The organism is Cyanobium sp. ULC065 (assembly GCF_977927515.1).
On the sequence record NZ_OZ376393.1, the window covers coordinates 645,824 to 665,647 of the forward strand.

At 67.4% G+C, this 19,824-nt stretch carries 18 protein-coding genes; 12 read left to right on the forward strand and 6 right to left on the reverse strand.

Translation table 11 applies throughout. The features are described from left to right. Positions 1-95 precede the first annotated feature (95 nt). Entirely contained in the window at positions 96-2,900 is a 2,805-nt protein-coding gene (locus ACXMDP_RS02990) for a cyclic nucleotide-binding domain-containing protein (RefSeq protein WP_457767066.1), read from the forward strand. Positions 2,901-2,937: 37 nt separating this feature from the next. Here ACXMDP_RS02990 and gltS read toward each other — a convergent pair whose 3' ends face one another. The 5 genes from gltS to ACXMDP_RS03015 form a co-directional block, all read right to left on the reverse strand. Further along, positions 2,938-4,128 carry a sodium/glutamate symporter gene (gltS, locus tag ACXMDP_RS02995; protein WP_259730164.1) on the reverse strand — a complete coding sequence of 397 codons (1,191 nt, stop codon included), beginning with the start codon at positions 4,126-4,128 and terminating at the stop codon, positions 2,938-2,940. Between the two features lie 45 nt (positions 4,129-4,173). After that, entirely contained in the window at positions 4,174-4,632 is a 459-nt protein-coding gene (locus ACXMDP_RS03000; RefSeq protein ID WP_259730165.1) for a hypothetical protein, read from the reverse strand. Between the two features lie 249 nt (positions 4,633-4,881). Continuing rightward, positions 4,882-5,886 (reverse strand): AI-2E family transporter, encoded by a 1,005-nt coding sequence (locus ACXMDP_RS03005; protein WP_259730166.1) that lies wholly within the window; start codon positions 5,884-5,886, stop codon positions 4,882-4,884. Beyond that, positions 5,883-6,869 (reverse strand): glutaminase A, encoded by a 987-nt coding sequence (gene glsA / locus ACXMDP_RS03010; RefSeq protein WP_259730167.1) that lies wholly within the window; start codon positions 6,867-6,869, stop codon positions 5,883-5,885. Before glsA ends, ACXMDP_RS03005 begins: the two co-directional genes overlap by 4 nt. Positions 6,870-6,908: 39 nt before the next feature. After that, complete coding sequence (locus tag ACXMDP_RS03015; RefSeq protein ID WP_457767067.1) at positions 6,909-7,574, reverse strand: 20S proteasome subunit A/B; 666 nt, start codon at positions 7,572-7,574, stop codon at positions 6,909-6,911. Between the two features lie 246 nt (positions 7,575-7,820). Here ACXMDP_RS03015 and ACXMDP_RS03020 point away from each other — a divergent pair, with 246 nt between their 5' ends. Genes ACXMDP_RS03020 through ACXMDP_RS03030 form a run of 3 tightly spaced genes read left to right on the forward strand, consistent with a single transcriptional unit; the run spans position 7,821 to position 10,408 of the window. Then, the gene (locus tag ACXMDP_RS03020) at positions 7,821-8,354 is read left to right on the forward strand and encodes a hypothetical protein (RefSeq protein WP_259729893.1); all 534 of its coding nucleotides are present in this window, start codon (positions 7,821-7,823) and stop codon (positions 8,352-8,354) included. Between the two features lie 33 nt (positions 8,355-8,387). Next, complete coding sequence (locus tag ACXMDP_RS03025) at positions 8,388-8,729, forward strand: hypothetical protein (RefSeq protein WP_259729892.1); 342 nt, start codon at positions 8,388-8,390, stop codon at positions 8,727-8,729. Further along, a complete protein-coding gene (locus ACXMDP_RS03030; RefSeq protein ID WP_259729891.1) occupies positions 8,729-10,408 on the forward strand; it encodes an ABC1 kinase family protein in 1,680 nt (559 codons plus the stop codon). The genes ACXMDP_RS03025 and ACXMDP_RS03030 overlap by 1 nt, the downstream gene beginning before the upstream one ends. A gap of 499 nt (positions 10,409-10,907) precedes the next feature. On the opposite strand, the gene eno is transcribed toward ACXMDP_RS03030, so the two are convergent. After that, on the reverse strand, positions 10,908-12,203 hold the full coding sequence (eno, locus tag ACXMDP_RS03035; protein WP_094512066.1) for a phosphopyruvate hydratase: 1,296 nt from the start codon (positions 12,201-12,203) through the stop codon (positions 10,908-10,910). A 147-nt stretch (positions 12,204-12,350) separates the two neighbouring features. Between eno and gloA the strand changes: the two genes are divergently transcribed. The 8 genes from gloA to rplL all read left to right on the forward strand — a co-directional run bounded on the left by gloA (position 12,351) and on the right by rplL (position 19,665). Then, the gene (gloA, locus tag ACXMDP_RS03040) at positions 12,351-12,761 is read left to right on the forward strand and encodes a lactoylglutathione lyase (RefSeq protein WP_094512063.1); all 411 of its coding nucleotides are present in this window, start codon (positions 12,351-12,353) and stop codon (positions 12,759-12,761) included. Beyond that, positions 12,748-15,786, forward strand: coding sequence for an ATP-dependent Clp protease ATP-binding subunit (locus tag ACXMDP_RS03045; protein ID WP_259729890.1), 3,039 nt, complete (start codon positions 12,748-12,750; stop codon positions 15,784-15,786). The genes gloA and ACXMDP_RS03045 overlap by 14 nt, the downstream gene beginning before the upstream one ends. A 47-nt stretch (positions 15,787-15,833) precedes the next feature. Further along, positions 15,834-16,082 carry a preprotein translocase subunit SecE gene (secE, locus tag ACXMDP_RS03050; protein ID WP_198948268.1) on the forward strand — a complete coding sequence of 83 codons (249 nt, stop codon included), beginning with the start codon at positions 15,834-15,836 and terminating at the stop codon, positions 16,080-16,082. Positions 16,083-16,217: 135 nt separating this feature from the next. After that, positions 16,218-16,844: a transcription termination/antitermination protein NusG gene (gene nusG / locus ACXMDP_RS03055; protein WP_369803010.1), complete on the forward strand. Its 627-nt coding sequence runs from the start codon at positions 16,218-16,220 to the stop codon at positions 16,842-16,844. Between the two features lie 185 nt (positions 16,845-17,029). Next, entirely contained in the window at positions 17,030-17,455 is a 426-nt protein-coding gene (rplK, locus tag ACXMDP_RS03060) for a 50S ribosomal protein L11 (protein WP_094512052.1), read from the forward strand. Positions 17,456-17,602: 147 nt separating this feature from the next. Further along, complete coding sequence (rplA, locus tag ACXMDP_RS03065; RefSeq protein WP_259729889.1) at positions 17,603-18,310, forward strand: 50S ribosomal protein L1; 708 nt, start codon at positions 17,603-17,605, stop codon at positions 18,308-18,310. Between the two features lie 376 nt (positions 18,311-18,686). Then, positions 18,687-19,214, forward strand: a complete 528-nt coding sequence (gene rplJ / locus ACXMDP_RS03070; protein WP_094512046.1) for a 50S ribosomal protein L10 — start codon at positions 18,687-18,689, stop codon at positions 19,212-19,214. Between the two features lie 67 nt (positions 19,215-19,281). Next, positions 19,282-19,665, forward strand: coding sequence for a 50S ribosomal protein L7/L12 (gene rplL / locus ACXMDP_RS03075; RefSeq protein ID WP_094512042.1), 384 nt, complete (start codon positions 19,282-19,284; stop codon positions 19,663-19,665). Positions 19,666-19,824: the final 159 nt, after the last annotated feature.

A 19,824-nucleotide genomic window follows, 5' to 3' on the forward strand; every position in this document is an offset into this window, starting at 1 on the left:
TACCAGCGGCTTGCGTGGGTCTTTGCTCGCGTTGGATCGCTAGGGTCAGCGCACCGATTTCTGGCCCGATGGCGATTCAGCTGCGTGAATCCCGGATGCATGTCATCCGCTGGATTCTCACCACCGGCTGGCTGTTGATCATCGCCTCGCTGTTCTACGACCCCTGGAGCTCCGCGCTCACCGAGCCGGACCACCCCTGGAGCCCCTTGCGCCTGAGTGAGGCCTGCGTGCCGGTGCAGGACCGTTGCCTCGGCGAGCAGCCTTATCCGCTCGGCACCACCCTCTTCTGGGGGGCGGTGGTGCCGTCGGCGATCTTCATCCTGCTGGTGTTCGGCCATGAGCTGTGGCGGCGCATCTGCCCGCTCTCCTTCCTCTCCCAGATCCCCCGCGCCCTGGGCCTGCAACGCCAGATCGCCAAGCTCAATCCCCGCACCGGTGAGCGACGCCCCCAGCTGGCCAAGGTGCCCGCCGATTCCTGGCTGGCCCGCCACTACTCCAGCGTGCAGTTCGGCTGGCTGTTCGCGGGCCTCTGCGGCCGCATCCTTTTCTTCAATGCGGATCGCCTGGTGCTGGCCGCCTGGCTGCTGGGCACGATCGCAGTGGCGATGGTGGTGGGTTGGCTGTACGGCGGCAAGGCCTGGTGCCAGTACTTCTGCCCGATGGCGCCGGTGCAGAGCGTGTTCTCCGCCCCCTCCGGGCTGCTGGGCAGCAAGGCCCACCTGAGCGAGCAGCCGATCACCCAGTCGATGTGCCGCACCACGCTGCCCGATGGCAGCGAGCAGAGCGCCTGCGTGGCCTGCCAGCAGCCCTGCATCGACATCGACGCCGAGCGCATGTACTGGGCGCGGATCACCACGCCGGCCTTCGCCTTCGAGCGTTATGGCTACGTGGGGCTGGTGCTGGGCTACTTCCTCTACTACTACCTGTACACCGGCAGCTGGGGCTACTACTTCTCCGGGATCTGGGTCCGCCAGAGCGACCAGCTCGCCACCCTGCTCAGCCCCGGGCTGTTCCTGTTCGGCCAGGCCATCCCCATCCCCCGCCTGGTGGCGGTGCCCCTGGTGCTGGGGCTGTTCACCTGGCTGGGGGTGGTGGTGGGGCGCTGGATCGAAGCCGGTGCGCGCTCCCGCGAACGACGCCTTGCCGCCCGCACCGGTGCCATGCCGCTGCCGCCGGAGCAGCTCCGCCACCGCATCTTTGTGGTGGCCACCTTCCTGGTGTTCAACTTCTTCTTCCTGTTCGCGGGTCGGCCGCTGCTGCGGCTGCTGCCGCCCTGGGTGCAATACCTCTTCGACGGCGCCCTGGTGGCCGTCAGCACGCTTTGGGTGTACAAGGCCTGGCGCCGCAACCCCGAGATCTACAGCCGCGAGAACCTGGCCAGCCGCTTCCGCAAGCAACTGGAGCGCCTCCAGCTCGATGTGGGCCGCTTCCTCGATGGCCGCACCCTCGGCGACCTCAACGCCCACGAGGTGTATGTGCTGGCCAAGGTGCTGCCGGGCTTCAGCAGCGAGAAACGCCACGAGGCCTACAAGGGCGTGGTGCGTGAGGCGCTTGAGGAGGGCTACGTGAGTGTGGCCACCAGCCTGGAGGTGCTGCAGCAGATGCGCCGCGAGCTCGGCATCTCCGATGAGGAGCACGAGCAGCTGCTCGAAGAGCTGGGGGTGGAGGATCCCACCCTGCTCGATCCCGCCAACCGCCGCAGCCTGGAGGATCAGGTGCGGCTCAGTGGCTACCGCAAGTCGCTCGATCGACTGATGCGGCTGCAGAGCCGTGCGCAGGAGCAGGGTGACACCAAGGCGATCCGCTCGCTGCGTCGCCGCTACGGCATCACCGCCGCGGAGGAGGAGGAGATTCTGGGCGGGCTGTCGCCGCAGGCCAGCGCCGTCCAGAAGGCTGAGGTGCTGCTGCAGCGCCTGCCGGAACTGATCGAGGCCTTCCGCGCCCTGCAGCAGCCGTCGCTGCCGGAGGCGCCGGTGGTGCGCGCCCTGCTCAGCGGGCACATCCGCCACCGGGAACAGCTGAGCCTGCGGGCGATCCTGTGGGCCCTGGCCACCCTGCAGCAGGATCCTGTCGTGCCCGCCCTGGTGGCGGATCTGCAGAGACTGTCGCCGTTGGTGCTGCTGGAGCTGCTGGAGCAGGAGCCGTGGCAGGAGCGCCTGCCGGCGGAGGTGCTGGCGGCACTCACCCAGCCGGGCACAGGCGCCAGCTGCTCGCTGGTGGTTCCCCTGCCGGTCACCCTGCACCACCTCGACACCCTGCTGCAGGACCGCAACCCGCTGATCCAGGCGTCCGCCCTGTTCCTGATCGCCCGGCTGGACGGCCAGAAGGGCCAGGCCCAGGCAGCGGCGCTGCGCGGTGGCGCGTCCGCCCCGCTGCTGGCCAGCACGGCCGAGCGCCTGCTGGCCCAGGGCGATACGCCGCCCAGCCTCGAGGCCTGCCCTGAGCTCGAAAAGCGGGTGGTGCTGGCCACCTGCGAGGCGTTCCGCGGCCTCCACCTCGACACCATCAACGCCCTGGCGGAGGTCTCTGAGCTGCGCCTTTACAGCGCCGGCGCCCTGATCACCGAAACCGGCGACACCTGCCGCGAACTGCTGTTGCTGATCGAAGGCGAAGCCCTGGTGCACTACCGCGATGGCGACCCCAGCGCTGATGGCCCAGGCACCCGGCAGGAGCGCTTCCGGCCGGGCCAGATGCTCGATGAGCTCGAGGTGCTCACCCACAGCGCCACGGAGAACACGATCACGGCGGCGCAGGAGGGCACGCGCCTGCTGGCGGTGCCGGTGGATGGCTTCGATGCTCTGCTCGATCGCGATCAGGACTTCGCCAAGCGCGTGCTCGAACTCGAAACGCGTCAGCTGCAACGCTTCATGGGCACCCTCCCTGCTGCGGTGGCCGGCTGAGCGCCGTCATCCCCCTGCGAGCACTGTGCCCGCTGGATCAGCCGAACACATTCAGGAAGCGCTGGATGATCACCGCATTGCTGATGTCCACGAAGAAGCCCGATACCAGCGGCACCACGATGAACGCCCGCCGTGCCGCCCCATACTTCTGCGCCACCGCCGACATGTTCGCCATCGCCGTGGGTGTGGCACCAAGTGAAATGCCGCCGAAACCGGCGCAGATCACGGCCGCTTCGTAATCGCGGCCCATCACACGGAACACCACGAACAGCGCGAACAGGAACGACACCACGAACTGGGCGGTGAGGATAGCGATGATCGGGCCCGCCAGCGAGGCGATGGTCCACAGCTGCAGGCTCATCAGCGACATTGTCAGGAAGATGCCCAGGGCGATGTCGGACACGATGGCCAGGGATCGCGCCGGCGCCAGCTCGCGCACCTTCACCAACCGCGGCACGGTGTTGGTGAGAAAGATCGCTGCGAACAGGCAGCACACGAACAGGGGCAGATTGCTGCCCACGGCCTGCAATCCCTCGAAGAGCAGTTCACCCAGGCCCAGGCTCATGTTGAGCCAGAAGAGGGTCCGCAGCAGCGTGAAGTAGGTGACCCGTTCGAGCGCGTTGCTCTCGGCGGCGGCGTCTTCCACCACGCAGGGTGGGGGCTGGAGCTTGTTGCGCTGGATCAGCAGCCGGGCGATCGGCCCGCCCATCAGCGAGGCGAGCACCAGGCCGAAGGTGGCGCAGGCCACGCCGATTTCCAACGCATTGCTGATGCCGTGCGTTTCCGCGAAGCGGGGAGCCCAGGCGATGGCGGTGCCGTGGCCGCCCAGCAGCGACACCGAACCGCCCAGCACCCCCACCAGGGGATTCAGGCCCAGCACTGTGGCTACGCCGATGCCGGTGAGGTTCTGCAGCAGCATGAACACCACCGTGGTGGCGATCAGGATCAGCAGGGGTCGTCCGCCGGAGAGCAGGGTGCGGATGTCAGCGTTGAGGCCGATCGCCGCAAAGAAATAGAGCAGCAGAAAATCACGGGTGAGCAGGTTGAAACCGATCTCCACCCCGGAAATCGCATGAACCACCGCCAGCAGCACACACACCAGCAGGCCACTGGTCACAGGCTCGGGAATGTTGAACTCCCTCAGAAAGGCCACCTTGCGGTTCAACCAGCGGCCGACCGCCAGCACCACGATGGCGATGTTGAACGTGGCGAAGCTCTCGAATTGCATGGCGGGTGGGGATCAGGGCAGGCGTGGCTCAGACCGGCTGTCGCCTCAGTCGCATCCCTGCACGGAGATCCGGTAACTGAAACCCACGGCCGCGGGCCTGGTGCTGGAGCCCACCCGGAAGTTCATCAGGTTGGTGCGCTTGCCCGGCACCGCCTGAAACGGGCCGAACATCCGGCCGGTACCCGGTTCAAAGGTGGGGGTTTCATTCACCACCTGCAGGCTGGTGCCATCGGTGAAGCGCATGAAGGCAGCCACTGGGAAGGTGGCCCGCTCGGTCGAGGCCGACGTGAAGAAGAACTGATAGCTGCGGAAGGGCCGGTCCACGATGAAATCGGTGTTCCAGTTGGTGCGGCCCAGCAGCCGGTCGGGGCCGATCCGCTTGGCCACCACCGGCTCGCCGCTGCCGCCGAGCGGCATCAGAAAGCGGCAGCTGGCCTCGGCGCTGGTGGTGCTGGCAGCGGCCACCATCAAGGCGGTGAGCAGGATCGGTGGGATCAGGCGCATCGAAACCATGGGAGAGCTCGCATCCAGGCAGCAGCATGGCAGTCTGCTGGAGATGCTCAGCTCCCCGCACCTGAAGCGAGGAACCCGTGAAGCGAGGGGAACCAGGAGCGAGGGCCACCTGCACAGGGGACGCCTAGATCGTGAGGCTCGTGACAGAGCCTGCGGCAAGGATCTTCAGCGAAGAGGCTCAGTGCAGACGTTCAGCGCGGAGCCTCCGTGCAGAGGCTCCACCCCCGCTCGTCTCCGCCCCTACTCATCGCTTGCGGGTGTGAGAGCGATGGCCTCCTGCTGCAGGCGTTCCGTATGGAGCCAGAGGGCAATCATGCCCGCGATCGGGATGGCCAGAAACACCCCCAGCAGACCAGCAACCCGCTGACCGATGAAGAGCGAGAGAAAGAGCAGCACCGGATTGAGCTCCATCGCCCTGCCCATCACCCTGGGGCGCACGATGTTGTCCTGAATCTGGCCGAGCAGCAGCGAAGCGATCAAGGCCCGCAGGCCGATCTCTCCTCCCTGGGAGGCAAAGACCATCACCGAGACCAGCACGATGCCGAGGGTGGCACCGATGCCGGGGATCACATCCAGAACCCCCACGATCACCGCCAGGATCAGGCTGTACTTCACACCCAGCAGGGGAAAAACCACAGCCGTCGAGACGGTCAGAAACACCATCAGCAGCAGCTGACCACGAATGAACCCCAGCACGCTCTGCAGAAAGGTGTGGGCAAAACGATCCCGGTGGGCTTCCGGAATCAGCCGCAGAAACCCTTTCCAGAGCTTCTCCCCATCGATCAACATGTAGAGGCTGATCACCGCACCGAAAATCCCGGTGAACACACCGGAGAACACGGTCTGCAGCAACCCCAGCCCCGTCAGCAATCCCTCCTGCAGCAGGGAGGTGATTCTGTCGAATCCATAGGCTTCGAGGTAGCCGTGCAGAGGCGTGAGATCCTGCTGCTTCATCCTGCTCTGCAGATCCAGCACCAGGCCCTGCCCCTGGTTCAGCACCTGCAGGCCAATCCCGGTGACGAAACCGATCAGGAGGAGCAGGGCGCTGAGGGAAACGATGGCAATCGCCCATCCCCGTGGCAGATAGCGGCTCAGCCAGGTCAGTGGGATGTTGAGCAGCGCCGCCACGATGGCGGCAGCGGTGAACACCGCAATCGTGCCTGAGAAGTAGTCGAAGATCAGCACCGTGACGCCAACGCAGGCCACCAGCAGGAGATACCGCACGAGATTCGTGGTGCTGATCATTGGTGGCTCTCTGCCCTGGAGGCGAACAGGTTCAGGCCCAGGGCTTCCGAGAGAAAACGGGCCGTGAGCTGGCCGCGCACGCTGTTGCCCGCCTCATCGAGCGGTGGCGCGTAGGTGGCCAGGCCCCCCTTGCCCGGTGCCACCGTGATCATGCCGCCGGCCACGCCGCTCTTGCCGGGCAGGCCGGTGGCGTAGAGCCAGTCGCCAGAGGTTTCGTACAGCCCGGCGGTGACCATCACCGCCAGCACGTGCTGGCAATGGATGGCATCGATCACCTGCTCCCCCGTGATCGGCTGGCGCCCGCCGTTGGCCAGCGTGGCCGCCATCACGGCCAGGTCGGCACTGGTGACCCGCAGCGAGCATTGACGGGTGTAAAGATCGGTGGCCTCTTCCGGATCCCACCAGAGGCGCTGCTGAGCGCTCAGCAGGCTGGCGATGCCGGTATTGCGGCGGTTGGTAGCCAGCTCGGAGCTGTACACCTCTTCATCCACCTCCAGTGGCCGGCCGGCGAAGCGGGAGAAGCCGGCCTCGATGAAGGCCCACTTCTCCTCGGGCGTGGTGCCTGGCGCCAGGCTGGTGGCGGCGATGGCGCCGGCATTCACCATCGGATTGGAGAGCCCTTCGCTGCTCCGCTCCACCGCCAGCACCGAATTGAAGGGCAGGCCGGTGCTGTTCACCCCCAGTTTTTCGCGGGCTTCGTCTTCACCGATCGCCTGGCAGATGAGCGCGAACTGAAACGGCTTCGAGATGCTCTGGATGCTGAAGGAGGCGTGGGAATCGCCCGCTTCGATCAGCTGCCCGCCGCAACCGGCCACGCAGATGCCGAACTGCTCGGCATTGGCGGCGGCCAGGGCGGGGATGTAATCGGCCACCTTGCCCTCTCGCACCGGCGCAAAGCGCTGATGCGCCTCCAGCACCAGTGCCTCCACCACCTCGGCGGAGGGCAGGTGGCCGGTGGAGATCCACTCGGAAACGGTGTGCATGGGTGAACGGCTGGTGGTGGGGCGGTGGCGACTGGCGCGTCAGGCCGCGTCCTGGTTCTGCTCCCAGACGAAGCTGGGCAGCCGGTGCAGGGCTTCCCGCTGGGCGCTGCTCCAGGTGTCGATCATGGCGGCCAGTTCCGGCGCCTCCGCCTCGAAGGTGACGCGATGGGCCACCGTGTGCTTGTTGCGGGGCACGATCGCCAGCTCAAACGGCGGGCCAACGGTGAGGTTGGAGCGGTGGGTGAGTACTTCCGAGATCAGGCAGAGCCGGGCGGCATCCTCCAGCGACAGATTGGTGGAGCCCACATTGTCGAGCGGCGGCTTGCCGTACTTCGATTCACCGATCTGGAGATACGGGGTCTGTGGCGTGGCCATCACCGCATTCCCCTGGGGATACACCATGTACAGACCGTGGGGTTCGGTGCCGATCTGCCCGCCCAGGATGAAGGTGGCCTCGGCGCTGGTGCCCGCCTGCTGCAGAGCGTGGCGGTGCTTCTCCTGCACCGCCACGCTCACCGCGCCGATGTAGTTGGCCGCTTCGAACAGGTAGTGGCAGGAACGGAGGTCCTCACCAGCGCTGGCTTGGCTAGCGATCTCCTGGTCAAGGTCGCGCTGGATGTGGTTCACCACCGCCTGAGTGGTGGCCAGATTGCCGGCGCCCAGCAGCACGAACAGCCGATCGGACGCCGGCTGAAACACATACATCTTACTGTAGCTGGAAATGTAATCAACTCCGGCATTTGTGCGGGAATCAGAAGCAAACACCAACCCTTTCTCCAGCCAGTAACCGATGCAATAGGTCACCTTGAATGGTCTGCAAGAGCAGCCAAACCCTAGCGTCGAGGGAGATGTGAGCCACAGCACATCACCACCACCCAGCAGCTGCGCAGCGGCCAGCCGTGGCGGCTCCGCACAGGCACGGGCAGGATGAGGGCAGTCCAACCGTGATCCATGACCCAGGCTGGTGCACGTCGCAGGTCGAGGCGTCCCGCCAGGGGCGCTGAGGGCGATGCCGCCGGCCGCTCCGGCGCACGAACCCCCGGCGCCCGCCCGCCGGCCCAGCCGCCCCTGCCCGGCTGGACGCTGGCGCTGGTGGCGGGGGTGACCTTCGGGCTCGGCTACGGCCTCACCGGGCGCCTGCTCGATCTCCGTCCCGATGGCACGGCCCGTCTCGGCGAGAGCTTTGAGGTGAGGCCCACCCCTGGCACCAGCCTGGAGAGCCTGCGCATGCGCTTCGGGGCCCCCAGCGAGGGGGTCGACGACCTGGGCCTGCTGGAGCAGGAGCAGCGCCGCCGCGAGGAACAGGAGAAGCGCGAGGCTGCGGCCCGGGCCACCCCGGCGCCCGCCGACCCGAATGCCAGCACCCGCGAGCAGCCGGTGCCGGAAGCGCCGCTGCTGCCGGCCGAGCCGACACCTCCTTCCGATTCGGTGATCATGCCCAGTGAGCCGCCGGCGGCGGCGGATCCCAACGGCACCACGCCCTGATCTGCCACAGTTTCGCCAACCAACGGCCCCCGCATGAGCGCGCCCCAATCCATCGTTCAGGCCGCCATCAACAGGTTGGGTGCCCGGCTTGGCAGCAGCCTGGTGGAAACTGCCGCAGCCCTGGCGGTGCTTGCCCAGGAGGCGCCCGAGCGGCTGCGCCAGGAATGGAGCCTCTTCCTGGAAGAGGTGGAGGCGGAGGCGGAGCGGCTGGAAACCGATCCGGCGGCTGGGTCGGCGTCGGCAGCAGGCGCTGCTTCCGGCGCCATGGACGCGCAGTCCGTGGCCACTGCCGCCTGGGGCACGCCCCAGGATCAGATCGATGCCCTGCGGGCCCAGGTGGCCGGCTTGTCGCGCCGCCTTGAGGACCGGCCCTGATGGGGCGCCTGGTGCAAGGGTGGCGGGGCCTGTCCCGTTCGTTGCGCATCTGGCGCGGCGTGCTGCAGCTGTTGGCCGGGCTGTGGCTGGATGGCCGGGCCTGGTCGTACCGGGGTAAGGGGCCGCCGAGCGCGGAGCACCGGGCTGTGCGTCAGCGCCAGCGCGCCCGCTGGCTCACCAACGAGCTGCTCAGCCTGGGATCGGCCTTCATCAAACTGGGCCAGCTGCTCTCCGCCCGCCCCGATGTGCTGCCCGCCGGCTGGGTGGAGGAGTTGGCGCATCTGCAAGACCGGGTGCCCGCTTTCCCCTTCGCCACTGTGCAGCGGCTGCTGGAGGAGGAACTGGGCGAGCGCTGCAACGAGATCATCGATCTGGCGGAGCTGCCGCTCGGCTCCGCCAGCCTGGCCCAGGTGCACCGCGCCAGTCTGCGCAGCGGTCGCCAGGTGGTGTTCAAGATCCAGCGGCCTGGGCTGGAGCGGCTGTTCCGGCTCGATCTGGAGGTGATGCAGCAGGTGGCGGCGGTGCTGCAGCGCCATCCCCGCTGGGGCCAGGGCCGTGACTGGGTCTCGATCGCTCAGGAATGCCGGCGTGTATTACTGCGTGAACTCGACTTTCGCCTCGAGGCCGAACATGCCGCCCGCTTCCGCCAGCAGTTTCTGGATGATCCCGGCATCCGTATTCCGGCGGTGATCTGGGAACTGAGCACCCGCCGGGTGCTCAGCCTCGATTATCTCCCCGGCATCAAGATCAACGACCGCGCCGCGTTGGTGGAGGCGGGCATCGACCCTGCGGCGGTGGCGGAAAAGGGAGCGGCCAGTTATCTCCAGCAGCTGGTGCGTTTCGGCTTTTTCCACGCCGATCCCCATCCCGGCAACCTGGCGGTGGCCAGCGATGGCGCCCTCATCTACTACGACTTCGGCATGATGGGCCAGCTCTCCTCGCGCCTGCGCGGGCGGCTGGGCCGCATGGTGCGGGCCGCTGCCGCCCGCGACGCCGGCGCCCTCGTGGAAGAGATGCAGGGGGCGGGTGTGATCGCCGCCGGCATCGACGCCGGCCCGGTGCGGCGCCTGGTGAGGGTGATGCTCACCGAGGCGCTGACGCCGCCTTTCTCCGCCAATGTGCTGGAGAAGCTCTCCGGCGACCTCTACGACCTGGTGTACGGCCAGCCGTTCCGCCTGCCGGCGGAGCTGATCTTCGTGATGCGCGCCCTCTCCACCTTCGAGGGGGTCGGCCGAAGCCTCGACCCCACCTTTAGCTTGGTGGCCATTGCCCGCCCTTACCTCCTCCCCCTGATGACCTCCGGCGGCACTGGACCCAACGATTTCCTCGGCGAACTGGGTCGCCAGGCCGGCGAGCTCAGCAGCCGCGCGCTGGGTCTGCCCCGCCGCCTGGAAGACAGCCTTTCGCGTCTGGAGCAGGGAGATCTCCAGGTGCAGATGCGTGCCGGCGAAACCGACCGCATCCTGCGCCGCCTCGCCACCGCCCAGCAGGCGGCAGGTCAGTCGTTCTTGCTCGGAGGCCTGGCGGTGTCTGCGGCCCTGCTGGCCGCCAGCGCCAGGCCGGCCCTGGTGGCGGTGCCGTTGGTGGCGGCGTTGCCTGTCACGCTCAGCTGGCTGAAGCTGCAGGGCCGCCTGCGTCGCGATGGACGCCTGGAAAAGCTTCCCGGCGCAGGCGGGTAGATGAACGGCGCACCCGGTGATGAAGGTATCGGTGAAGATGCCTCAATCGGCACCCTGCTTTCTTGATCGTTCGGAAGGATTTGGGGCTCAGCGACAGAGCCGCTGCTCCTCTGTACGAAAGGTGGATCTACGTTCCAGTTGAGGTTGAGCCTGTTTGCCGCACTTCGTGTTTGCCGCACTTGGTGGACAGGTTCATCTTTTGAGAAGGCCGGTTTCAAGCGGGCATGCAGGAGTCGGAAGGCTGTGCGTAGTCAGGCTCTTGCTTTCTGTCATGAAGTGATTAATTGTGCCTGGTGCAGGGCTCGTTGACACTCAACATGAACATCGTGTTCACGTCTTGTGTCTTAGGCAAGGCATTGCAATCTCGATGTGTGGACCCTGTCGCTCCAGCCGTTCTGTCGAATCCGATGAAGCGGAAGTCGTGACACAGCCAGGGCGAGGCCGAACATCCGGCTTGATCGTCAAGACGATTGAGACGCCGCTCCCTCTCTGTTCGCGCTCAGCCCCGGCCGCGCGGGCCCCGGTCTTCAGCGCCGGCGTAGATCGCCTGGCTGCCCAGTTCGTCTTCGATGCGCAGCAGGCGGTTGTATTTCGCCACGCGCTCGCTGCGGCTGAGTGAACCGGTCTTGATCTGGCCGGCACGGGTGGCCACCGCCAGGTCGGCGATGGTGGTGTCTTCGGTTTCGCCGCTGCGGTGGCTGATCACGCTTGTGTAACCCGCCCGACCCGCCAGGTCGATCGCCTGCAGGGTTTCGGTGAGCGAACCGATCTGGTTCACCTTGATCAGGATCGAATTGGCGATGCCCTGCTCGATGCCCCGTTGCAGGCGGGTGGTGTTGGTCACGAACAGGTCGTCGCCCACCAGCTGCACGCGCCCTCCCAGTCGCTGGGTGAGCAGGGCCCAGCCCTCCCAGTCGTCTTCGGCGAGGCCATCCTCGATCGACACGATCGGATAGCGGCTCACCAGTTTTTCGAGCTGATCCACCATCTCGGTGGCGCTGTAGCTGCCGCCGCCGAAGGCATAGAGCCCGTTCTTGTAGAACTCCGTGCTGGCCACATCCAGGGCCAGGGAAATCTGCTCACCCGGCTTGTAGCCGGCCTTCTCGATCGCCTGCACCAGCAGGGCGCCGGCGGCGTCGTTGCTTTCCAGATCCGGCGCGAAGCCACCTTCGTCGCCCACCGCCGTGGACAGCCCCTGGGCGCTCAGCAGGCCCTTGAGCGTGTGGAACACCTCAGCACCCATGCGCAGCGCCTCGCGGAAGCTGGGGGCACCGTGCGGCACCAGCATGAATTCCTGGAAATCCATGTTGTTGGCGGCGTGGGCACCGCCGTTGATCACGTTCATCAGCGGCACCGGCAGCAGCGTGGCCATCGGGCCACCCAGATAGCGGTAAAGCGGCAGGCCCACACCGTTGGCCGCCGCCCGTGCCACCGCCAGGCTCACGGCCAGCACCGCATTGGCCCCCAGGGCCGATTTGTTGTCGCTGCCATCGAGTTCGGCCATGGCGCCATCCACCGTGACCTGCTCCAGGGCGCTCAACCCACAGAGCGCCGGTGCGATCTTCTCTTCGATGTTGGTGACGGCCTGCAGCACGCCCTTGCCGAAGTAGCGGCTGCCGCCATCACGCAGTTCATGGGCTTCATGGGCACCGGTGCTGGCCCCGCTGGGCACGATCGCGTGGCCCTCGGCGCCGCCTTCGAGCCGCACCTCCGCTTCCACGGTGGGGGTGCCGCGGGAATCGAGCACCTCACGGGCAACGATGGAGTCGATCACGAGGTCGAGGGTGTCGATCACGATGGCCTCGGGGCAAACGGGTACGCGTGCGGATCTTATGGGGCACCCCCTCCCCCCGCGGCGTGCTGGTTGGCACAGCACTGGCTCCTGGCTAGGTTCACCGCGCGGTGGCACACGGCCAGAATGGGGCGATCCCGCTCCCCGTTGATGCGTCTGCTGCACACCATGCTCCGGGTGGGCGATCTGGAGCGCTCCCTCGCCTTCTATACCGAGGTGCTGGGCATGCGACTCCTGCGCCGGCGTGAGTACCCCGCCGGCCGCTTCACCCTGGCCTTCGTGGGCTACGGCGACGAGAGCGACACCACGGCGCTCGAGCTCACCCACAACTGGGACACCAGCAGCTACGAGATCGGCACCGGCTACGGCCACATCGCCATCGGTGTCGAAGACATTTACGGCACCTGCGCCGCCATCGCCGGCAAAGGGGGCCGCGTTGTGCGCGAGCCGGGGCCGATGCAGCACGGCAGCACCGTGATCGCCTTCGTGGAAGACCCTGACGGCTACAAGGTGGAGCTGATCCAGCGGCCCGCTGCTGCGGGGGCGGATGCAGCCGCCTGAGCGTTACCCCGACACCACCGCTGCCGCCGCCGCTGCCTCGCCGCCGGCCAGCCTCACGGCCGACCCCGACCGCTTCAGCGAGGCGGCCTGGGAGCTGCTGCTGGCCGGCCAGGATCAGGCCCGCCGCTGGCGCCATGGCCAGCTGGATGTGGAACACCTGCTGCAGGTGCTCTTCCAGGACCCGCGCTATGCCCCCTGGATCGATCCGCTGCCGCTGGATGCCGATCGCCTGCTCGATCGCATCGAGGCTTTCTGCGCCGACCAGCCGGGTGCCGCCGGGGAGGAGCTGTTCGTCGGCGACGCCCTCGAGGATCTGCTGGAGGCGGCCGATCGACGCCGTGCCGGCTGGGGCTCTCGCCTGATCGACGTGCCCCATCTTCTGCTGGCCCTGCTGGACGAGCCCCGCATCGGCGGCAGCCTGCTGGCCGCTGAGGGCCTGAGCGAGGAACGCCTGCTGCGCCTGTTGCGGCCTGAGGCTGGCAGTGGAGCCCGCCGCCTGGCCGTCCCATCCGCAGGCGTGGCGGTCGCTGATGCCGCGTCTGCCCGCGCCGCAGCGGCTGAGGCGGAGCGGGAAGACGACGGGGAGCGGGAGGCTGACGACTGGATCGACACCGCCCCCCCGCTGCCCTCCCCCTACCAGGGCGCTAGCCGCACTGGGACCCAGGCTGCCGGTGTGGCCGCTCGCACCGCTGCCCCCGCCGCTCCGCCGGCCACGCGCCCCATGGGCTCTGGCTCCGTCCGGGCGATCCCTGCGGCTGTCCCGGCCACCGGCCCCGCCCCCGGTGCAGCTCCCGAGGCCGACGGCGGTTCCGATGGTCTGCGGCTGGAGGTCGAGCCCTCTGCTCTCGAGCAGTACGGCCGCGACCTCACTGCCGCCGCCCGCGCCGGCCTGCTGGATCCGGTGATCGGCCGCGACACCGAAATCCGCCGCCTGATCCAGGTGCTCTCGCGTCGCGGCAAGAACAACCCGGTGCTGATCGGTGAGCCGGGCGTGGGCAAGACCGCCATCGCCGAGCTGCTGGCCCAGCGGATCGTGGCCGGCGAGGTGCCCGATTCGCTCAAGGGGATCCGCCTGGTCGGTCTCGATCTCGGTGCCCTGATTGCCGGCGCCAAGTTCCGCGGGCAGTTCGAGGAACGGCTGCGCAGCGTGCTGGCGGAAGTGAGCGACCCCGATGCGGGCGTGGTGCTGTTCATTGACGAGCTGCACACCGTGGTGAGCACCGACCGCTCCAGCGCCGACGCCGGCAGCATCCTCAAACCAGCCCTCGCCCGCGGCGACCTGCGCTGCATCGGCGCCACCACTCCCGAGGACTACCGCCGCACGGTGGAGAAGGATCCGGCCCTCAACCGCCGCTTCCAGCAGGTGGTGATCCGGGAGCCCAACCTGGAAGTGAGCCTGCAGATCCTGCGCGGCCTGAAGGAGCGCTACGAGCTGCACCACGGCGTCACCATCACCGACGGCGCCCTGGTGGCGGCCACCCGTCTCGCCGATCGTTACATCGCCGATCGCTGCCTCCCGGACAAGGCGATCGACCTGATCGACGAGGCCGCTGCTCAGCTGCGCATGGAGGTCACCTCCAAGCCCCAGGTGGTGGAGCTGGCCGAGGCTGAGCTGCGCCGCGTGGAGCTGGCCCTGCTGGCAGCCGAGGCCGCCCCGCTGGCCGAACGACTGCAGCGCCAGGAGGAGCGTCGCCTCGCCCTGGCCCGGTTGCAGGAGCTGCAGCACCGCTGGCAGGCGGAGCGGGAGCGGCTGGCCGAGCTGCGCGAGTTGCTCCAGCAGGACGAAGACCTGCGCCACGCCATCGCCGAAGCCGAGCGCGACGGTGATCTGGAGGAGGCGGCCCGTCTGCAGTACGACCAGCTCCACGGCGTGCAGCAGCGGCGCAACGCCCTCGAGGACGAGCTGCAGAGCGCCCAGCAGGGCGGGCTGGCTCTGCTGCGGGAGCAGGTGGAGGAGGGCGACATCGCCGATGTGGTGGCCCGCTGGACCGGCATCCCCATGCAGCGGCTGCTGGCCGGCGAACGCCAGAAGCTGCTGGAGCTGGAGGCACGGCTGGGGGAACGGGTGATCGGCCAGCCCGAGGCCGTCGCGGCCGTGGCGGCGGCGATCCGCCGTGCCCGGGCCGGCATGCAGGATCCGCGTCGGCCGGTGGGCTCCTTCCTGTTCCTCGGCCCCACCGGTGTCGGCAAGACGGAACTGGCCAAGGCGCTGGCGGCAGCGCTCTTCGATGAGGAGGAGGCACTGGTGCGCCTCGATATGAGCGAGTTCATGGAGCGCAATGCCGTGGCTCGCCTGCTGGGGGCTCCGCCCGGCTATGTGGGCTACGAGGAGGGCGGCCAGCTCACCGAGGCGGTGCGGCGCCGGCCCTACGCCGTGTTGTTGCTGGATGAAGTGGAGAAGGCCCACCCTGAGGTGTTCAACCTGCTGCTGCAGGTGCTCGACGACGGGCGGCTCACCGATTCCCAGGGCCGCACCGTCGACTTCCGCAACACGGTGGTGGTGATGACCAGCAACCTGGCCAGCCGCGCCATCCTGGAGCGGGCCCGTGCCGGTGCCGCCGCTGGTGCCCCTGAGGCCTCGCCGCCGGATGTCCTGGCACTGGATGCCGCACTCGATGCGGCTGTGGAGCGGGCGCTGGCCTCCCAGTTCCGGCCCGAATTCCTCAACCGCATCGATGAGGTGATCCGCTTCCGCCCGCTGGCCGCCACCGACCTGGAGCGCATCGTGCGCCTGCAACTGGCCGATCTGGCCGCCCTGCTGGCGGAGCAGCGCCTGCAGCTGCAGGTGGAAGACGGGGTGGTGGCCTGCCTGGCGCTCCAGGGCTATGAGCCGGAGTACGGCGCGCGGCCGCTGCGGCGCCTGTTGCGGCGCAGCGTGGAGAATCCGCTGGCCACTGAGCTGCTGGCCGACCACTTCAGCGGCGCCTGGGGCGTGCGGGTGAGTCTGGCGGATGCGGCCGAGGGCGACCCGGCGGCCCGCTTTCGCTTCACGCCGCTGGCCGGGGCCGGCAGTGACGTCCGGTAGGGTGTCTGTTTGCCGGTTCGTGCGATCGCACCGGTGCGCAGGCCACCGTGGAATCCCCAACCCGCTCCACCACCACCGAAACCTTGCCTGAGGCAGAGCCCACGCCGCCGGCAGGGGCGGCAGCCACGGGCTTTTTCCCCTCGCTGCTGGAAGAGCTGCGCAAGGTGGTCTGGCCCAGCCGCCAGCAACTGTTCAGCGAATCGGTGGCGGTGATCCTGATGGTGGGCCTGTCGGCTGCCTCGATCGCCGCGATCGATCGCCTCTTCGGCTGGCTGTCCTCCCAGATCTTCCGCTGATCCTCCCGCCCCGCATTCCCCACGCCGCCTCGTCGTCCTTTCCTCAACCTCGTGTCAGAAGCCGAACTCGCCCCTGCTGATCTCGCTGCCGTCGATCTCACCGACGCTGACGCCCTGAGCGCTGCGGCGGTCGACCTGGCAGCCGTCGACCCGGTAGCTGTCGATCCGGCAGCCGCCGCTGAAGCCGAGGCCAAGCCGCAGGTGGCCCGCTGGTACGCAGTGCAGGTGGCCTCCAGCTGCGAGAAGAAGGTCAAGGCCACCCTGGAGCAGCGGGCGATCACCCTGGGCGTCAGTAACCGCATCCTCGAGATCGAGATCCCGCAGACGCCTGCCATCAAGCTCAAGAAAGACGGCAGCCGTCAGTCCACCGAGGAGAAGGTGTTCCCCGGTTACGTGCTGGTGCGCATGGTGCTCGACGAAGACACGATGATGGCGGTGCGGAGCACCCCGAACGTGATCAACTTCGTGGGGGCCGAAGAGCGCCGCGCCACCGGCCGTGCCCGTGGCCATATCAAGCCCCGGCCCCTCACCCGGCCCGAGGTGGAGCGCATCTTCAAGCGCGCCGCTGAGAAGAAGCCACTGGTGAAGGTCGACATCACCGAGGGGGATCAGATCCTCGTGACCGCTGGTCCGTTCAAGGATTTCCAGGGCGAGGTGATCGAAGTGTCGGGAGAGCGCAGCAAGCTCAAGGCTCTGCTCTCGATCTTCGGCCGGGAAACCCCGGTGGAGCTCGAGTTCTCCCAGATCAGCAAGCAGAGCTGATCACCAGCGGCCGCCTCCCTGCGGAGGGTGGCCCTGGGTGTGTTCACCGCCTGCGGCGGACACACCACACCGCCGCTCCCCGCGAACGGCGATCCGCACACCTCCCCTCGGGGAGATCCTGTCCAGCCCACCGGGGCGTACGCCCCCATCTCCCGCGAGGGAGTTTCCGTTCCCCAGACCAGCCGATGGCCAAGAAAGTCGTAGCCGTGATCAAGCTGGCCCTCAATGCCGGCAAAGCCAACCCTGCTCCGCCCGTGGGCCCCGCCCTCGGTCAGCACGGCGTCAACATCATGGCGTTCTGCAAGGAGTACAACGCCCGCACCCAGGACAAAGCCGGGTATGTGATCCCGGTGGAGATCTCGGTCTTTGAAGACCGCAGCTTCACCTTCATCACCAAGACCCCGCCGGCGTCGGTGCTGATCTCCAAGGCTGCCGGGATTCCCAAAGGTGCCGCCACTTCCGCCAAGGGAGATGCCGGTGCCATCAGCCGCGCCCAGCTCGAGGAGATCGCCAAGACCAAGCTCCCCGACCTCAACACCAGCAGTGTCGAGGCGGCCATGCGCATCATCGAAGGCACCGCCCGCAACATGGGCGTCGCCGTCCGCGACTGAAGGCCCCCGGCCTGATTTCGCCACTGGACGAGGCCCCTGCGCCGGATCCAGTTCCCTGCTCCTTTCCTTTTCACCCCACCCGGGGGAGACCCAGGGCCCGGGCCTCATGCGCCCGCTGGCTCCGTCGCCCGCACCCCAACTCCCACCATGCCGAACCCTTCCAAGCGTTACACCGCCCTGGCCGAAGCGGTCAAAGACCAGGCCTACGAGCCTCTCGAGGCCATCGAGCTCGTCAAGGCCAACGCCACAGCGAAATTCGACGAAACGATCGAGGCCCACGCCCGCCTCGGCATCGACCCCAAGTACACCGACCAGCAGCTCCGCACCACGGTCGCCCTGCCGAACGGCACGGGTCAGAGCATCCGCATTGCCGTGATCGCCCGTGGTGAGAAGGTCGCCGAAGCCAAGGCTGCCGGCGCCGACCTCGCCGGTGATGAGGATCTGGTCGAGTCGATCGCCGGCGGCCAGATCGACTTCGACCTGCTGATCGCCACCCCGGACATGATGCCCAAGGTGGCCAAGCTGGGCCGTGTGCTCGGTCCGCGCGGCTTGATGCCGAACCCCAAGGCCGGCACCGTGGCCACCGACCTCGCCGCCGCCATCAATGAATTCAAGGCCGGCAAACTGGAATTCCGCGCTGACCGCACCGGCATCGTGCACGTGCGCTTCGGCAAGGCCAGCTTCAGCACCGAGAAGCTGCTGGAGAACCTCAAGGCACTGCAGGAAGTGATCGACCGCCAGAAACCCAGCGGTGCCAAGGGTCGCTACTGGAAGAGCCTCTATCTCACCTCCACCATGGGGCCGTCGGTGCAGGTGGATGTCACCGTGCTGCAGGACATCAAGCGCGACAACTGAGCTCCGACTGCTGAGCGCCGAGGGCCCGGAAGCGGGCAGGTCGCCGGTGTAAGGTGATCAACTGGCTTGTCCAGAGGGCACGCGCCCAACCCAAGACAGCAGGTGAGCGATCGAGCTTCCCGGAAACCTTCCGGGAGTCCGTTTGTTCATAAGTCCTGCCGAGGTGCTCGCGGAAGGTTTGGCACTCCGGTTCCCGGTGGTGCGAATCGTCAGGCGGCCTCGTCGCGCCCCCGTTTGAAACGGGAGCGGGTCCGTCACTCCAAACGCCCCAGCGGTGCTGGCCTTTGCGGGCCGCCACCTTCAAGGAGCGGCACTTCGAGTGAGGGGCTTCAGGGGCCGCGGGCCCGGCTTGTTCCCACCGATTCGTTCCACTCCTATGGGCCGCAAACTGGAGAGCAAGCAACAGATCGTCGAAGAGCTCAAAGGGCTCCTCGGTGCATCGGAAATGGCACTGGTCCTTGATTTCAAGGGCCTGTCGATCAAGGAGATGTCCGACCTGCGCACCCGCCTGCGGGCCAGCAACGGCATCTGCAAGGTGACCAAAAACACCTTGATGCGCCGAGCGATCGATGGAAACAGTGCCTGGTCGGAACTTGATTCCCTGCTCACCGGCACCAACGCGTTCGTCCTGATCAAGGGCGACGTCGGCACTGCCGTCAAGGCCGTTCAGTCCTTCCAGAAGGACACGAAGAAGTCGGAAGTGAAAGGAGGCCTTTTCGAAGGCAAGCTCCTGTCCCAGAACGACGTCAAGGCCATCGGTGAGCTGCCCTCCAAGGAGGTGCTGCTGGCGCAGATCGCAGGTGCGATCAACGCCGTGGCCACCAAGCTGGCTGTGGGCATCAACGAAGTTCCGTCCGGTCTTGCCCGAGCGCTCAAGCAGCACGCCGATTCCGGCGAAGGCTGACCGCCGACTGCGGCGATTCCTGGAGTCGTCGCTCCCCATTCACCCGATCTGTTGCTGAATCTCAACCATGTCCGCCACCACTGACTCCATCCTCGAGTCGCTCAAAACCCTCTCCCTGCTGGAAGCTTCCGAGCTCGTCAAGCAGATCGAAGAAGCCTTCGGCGTGTCCGCCGCCGCTTCCGCCGGCGCCGTGATGATGGCGGCTCCTGCCGCTGCCGCTGAGGCCGTCGAAGAGCAAACCGAATTCGATGCCGTGCTCGACGGCTTCGACGCTGCTTCCAAGATCAAGGTGCTCAAGGCCGTCCGTGAAGTCACGGGCCTCGGCCTCGGCGAAGCCAAGGCTCTCGTCGAAGCGGCTCCCAAGGCCATCAAGGAAGGCGTCTCCAAAGACGAAGCCGAAGCCATCAAGAAGGCCATCGAAGAAGTGGGCGGCAAGGTCACCGTCAAGTGATCTCCGGGGGTGGCCGTTCGGCTGCCCCACCCCGCTTGCTTCCGGCCTTTTCTCCCTGGCCCGATCGGCCTCAACGGCTCGGCTGGCCTTCGGGCTCCCTCCCGGGTTCCGTCTTCTTACCCATTTCATCTTGAAGCCAGCCCCCGAGGCTGGCTTTTT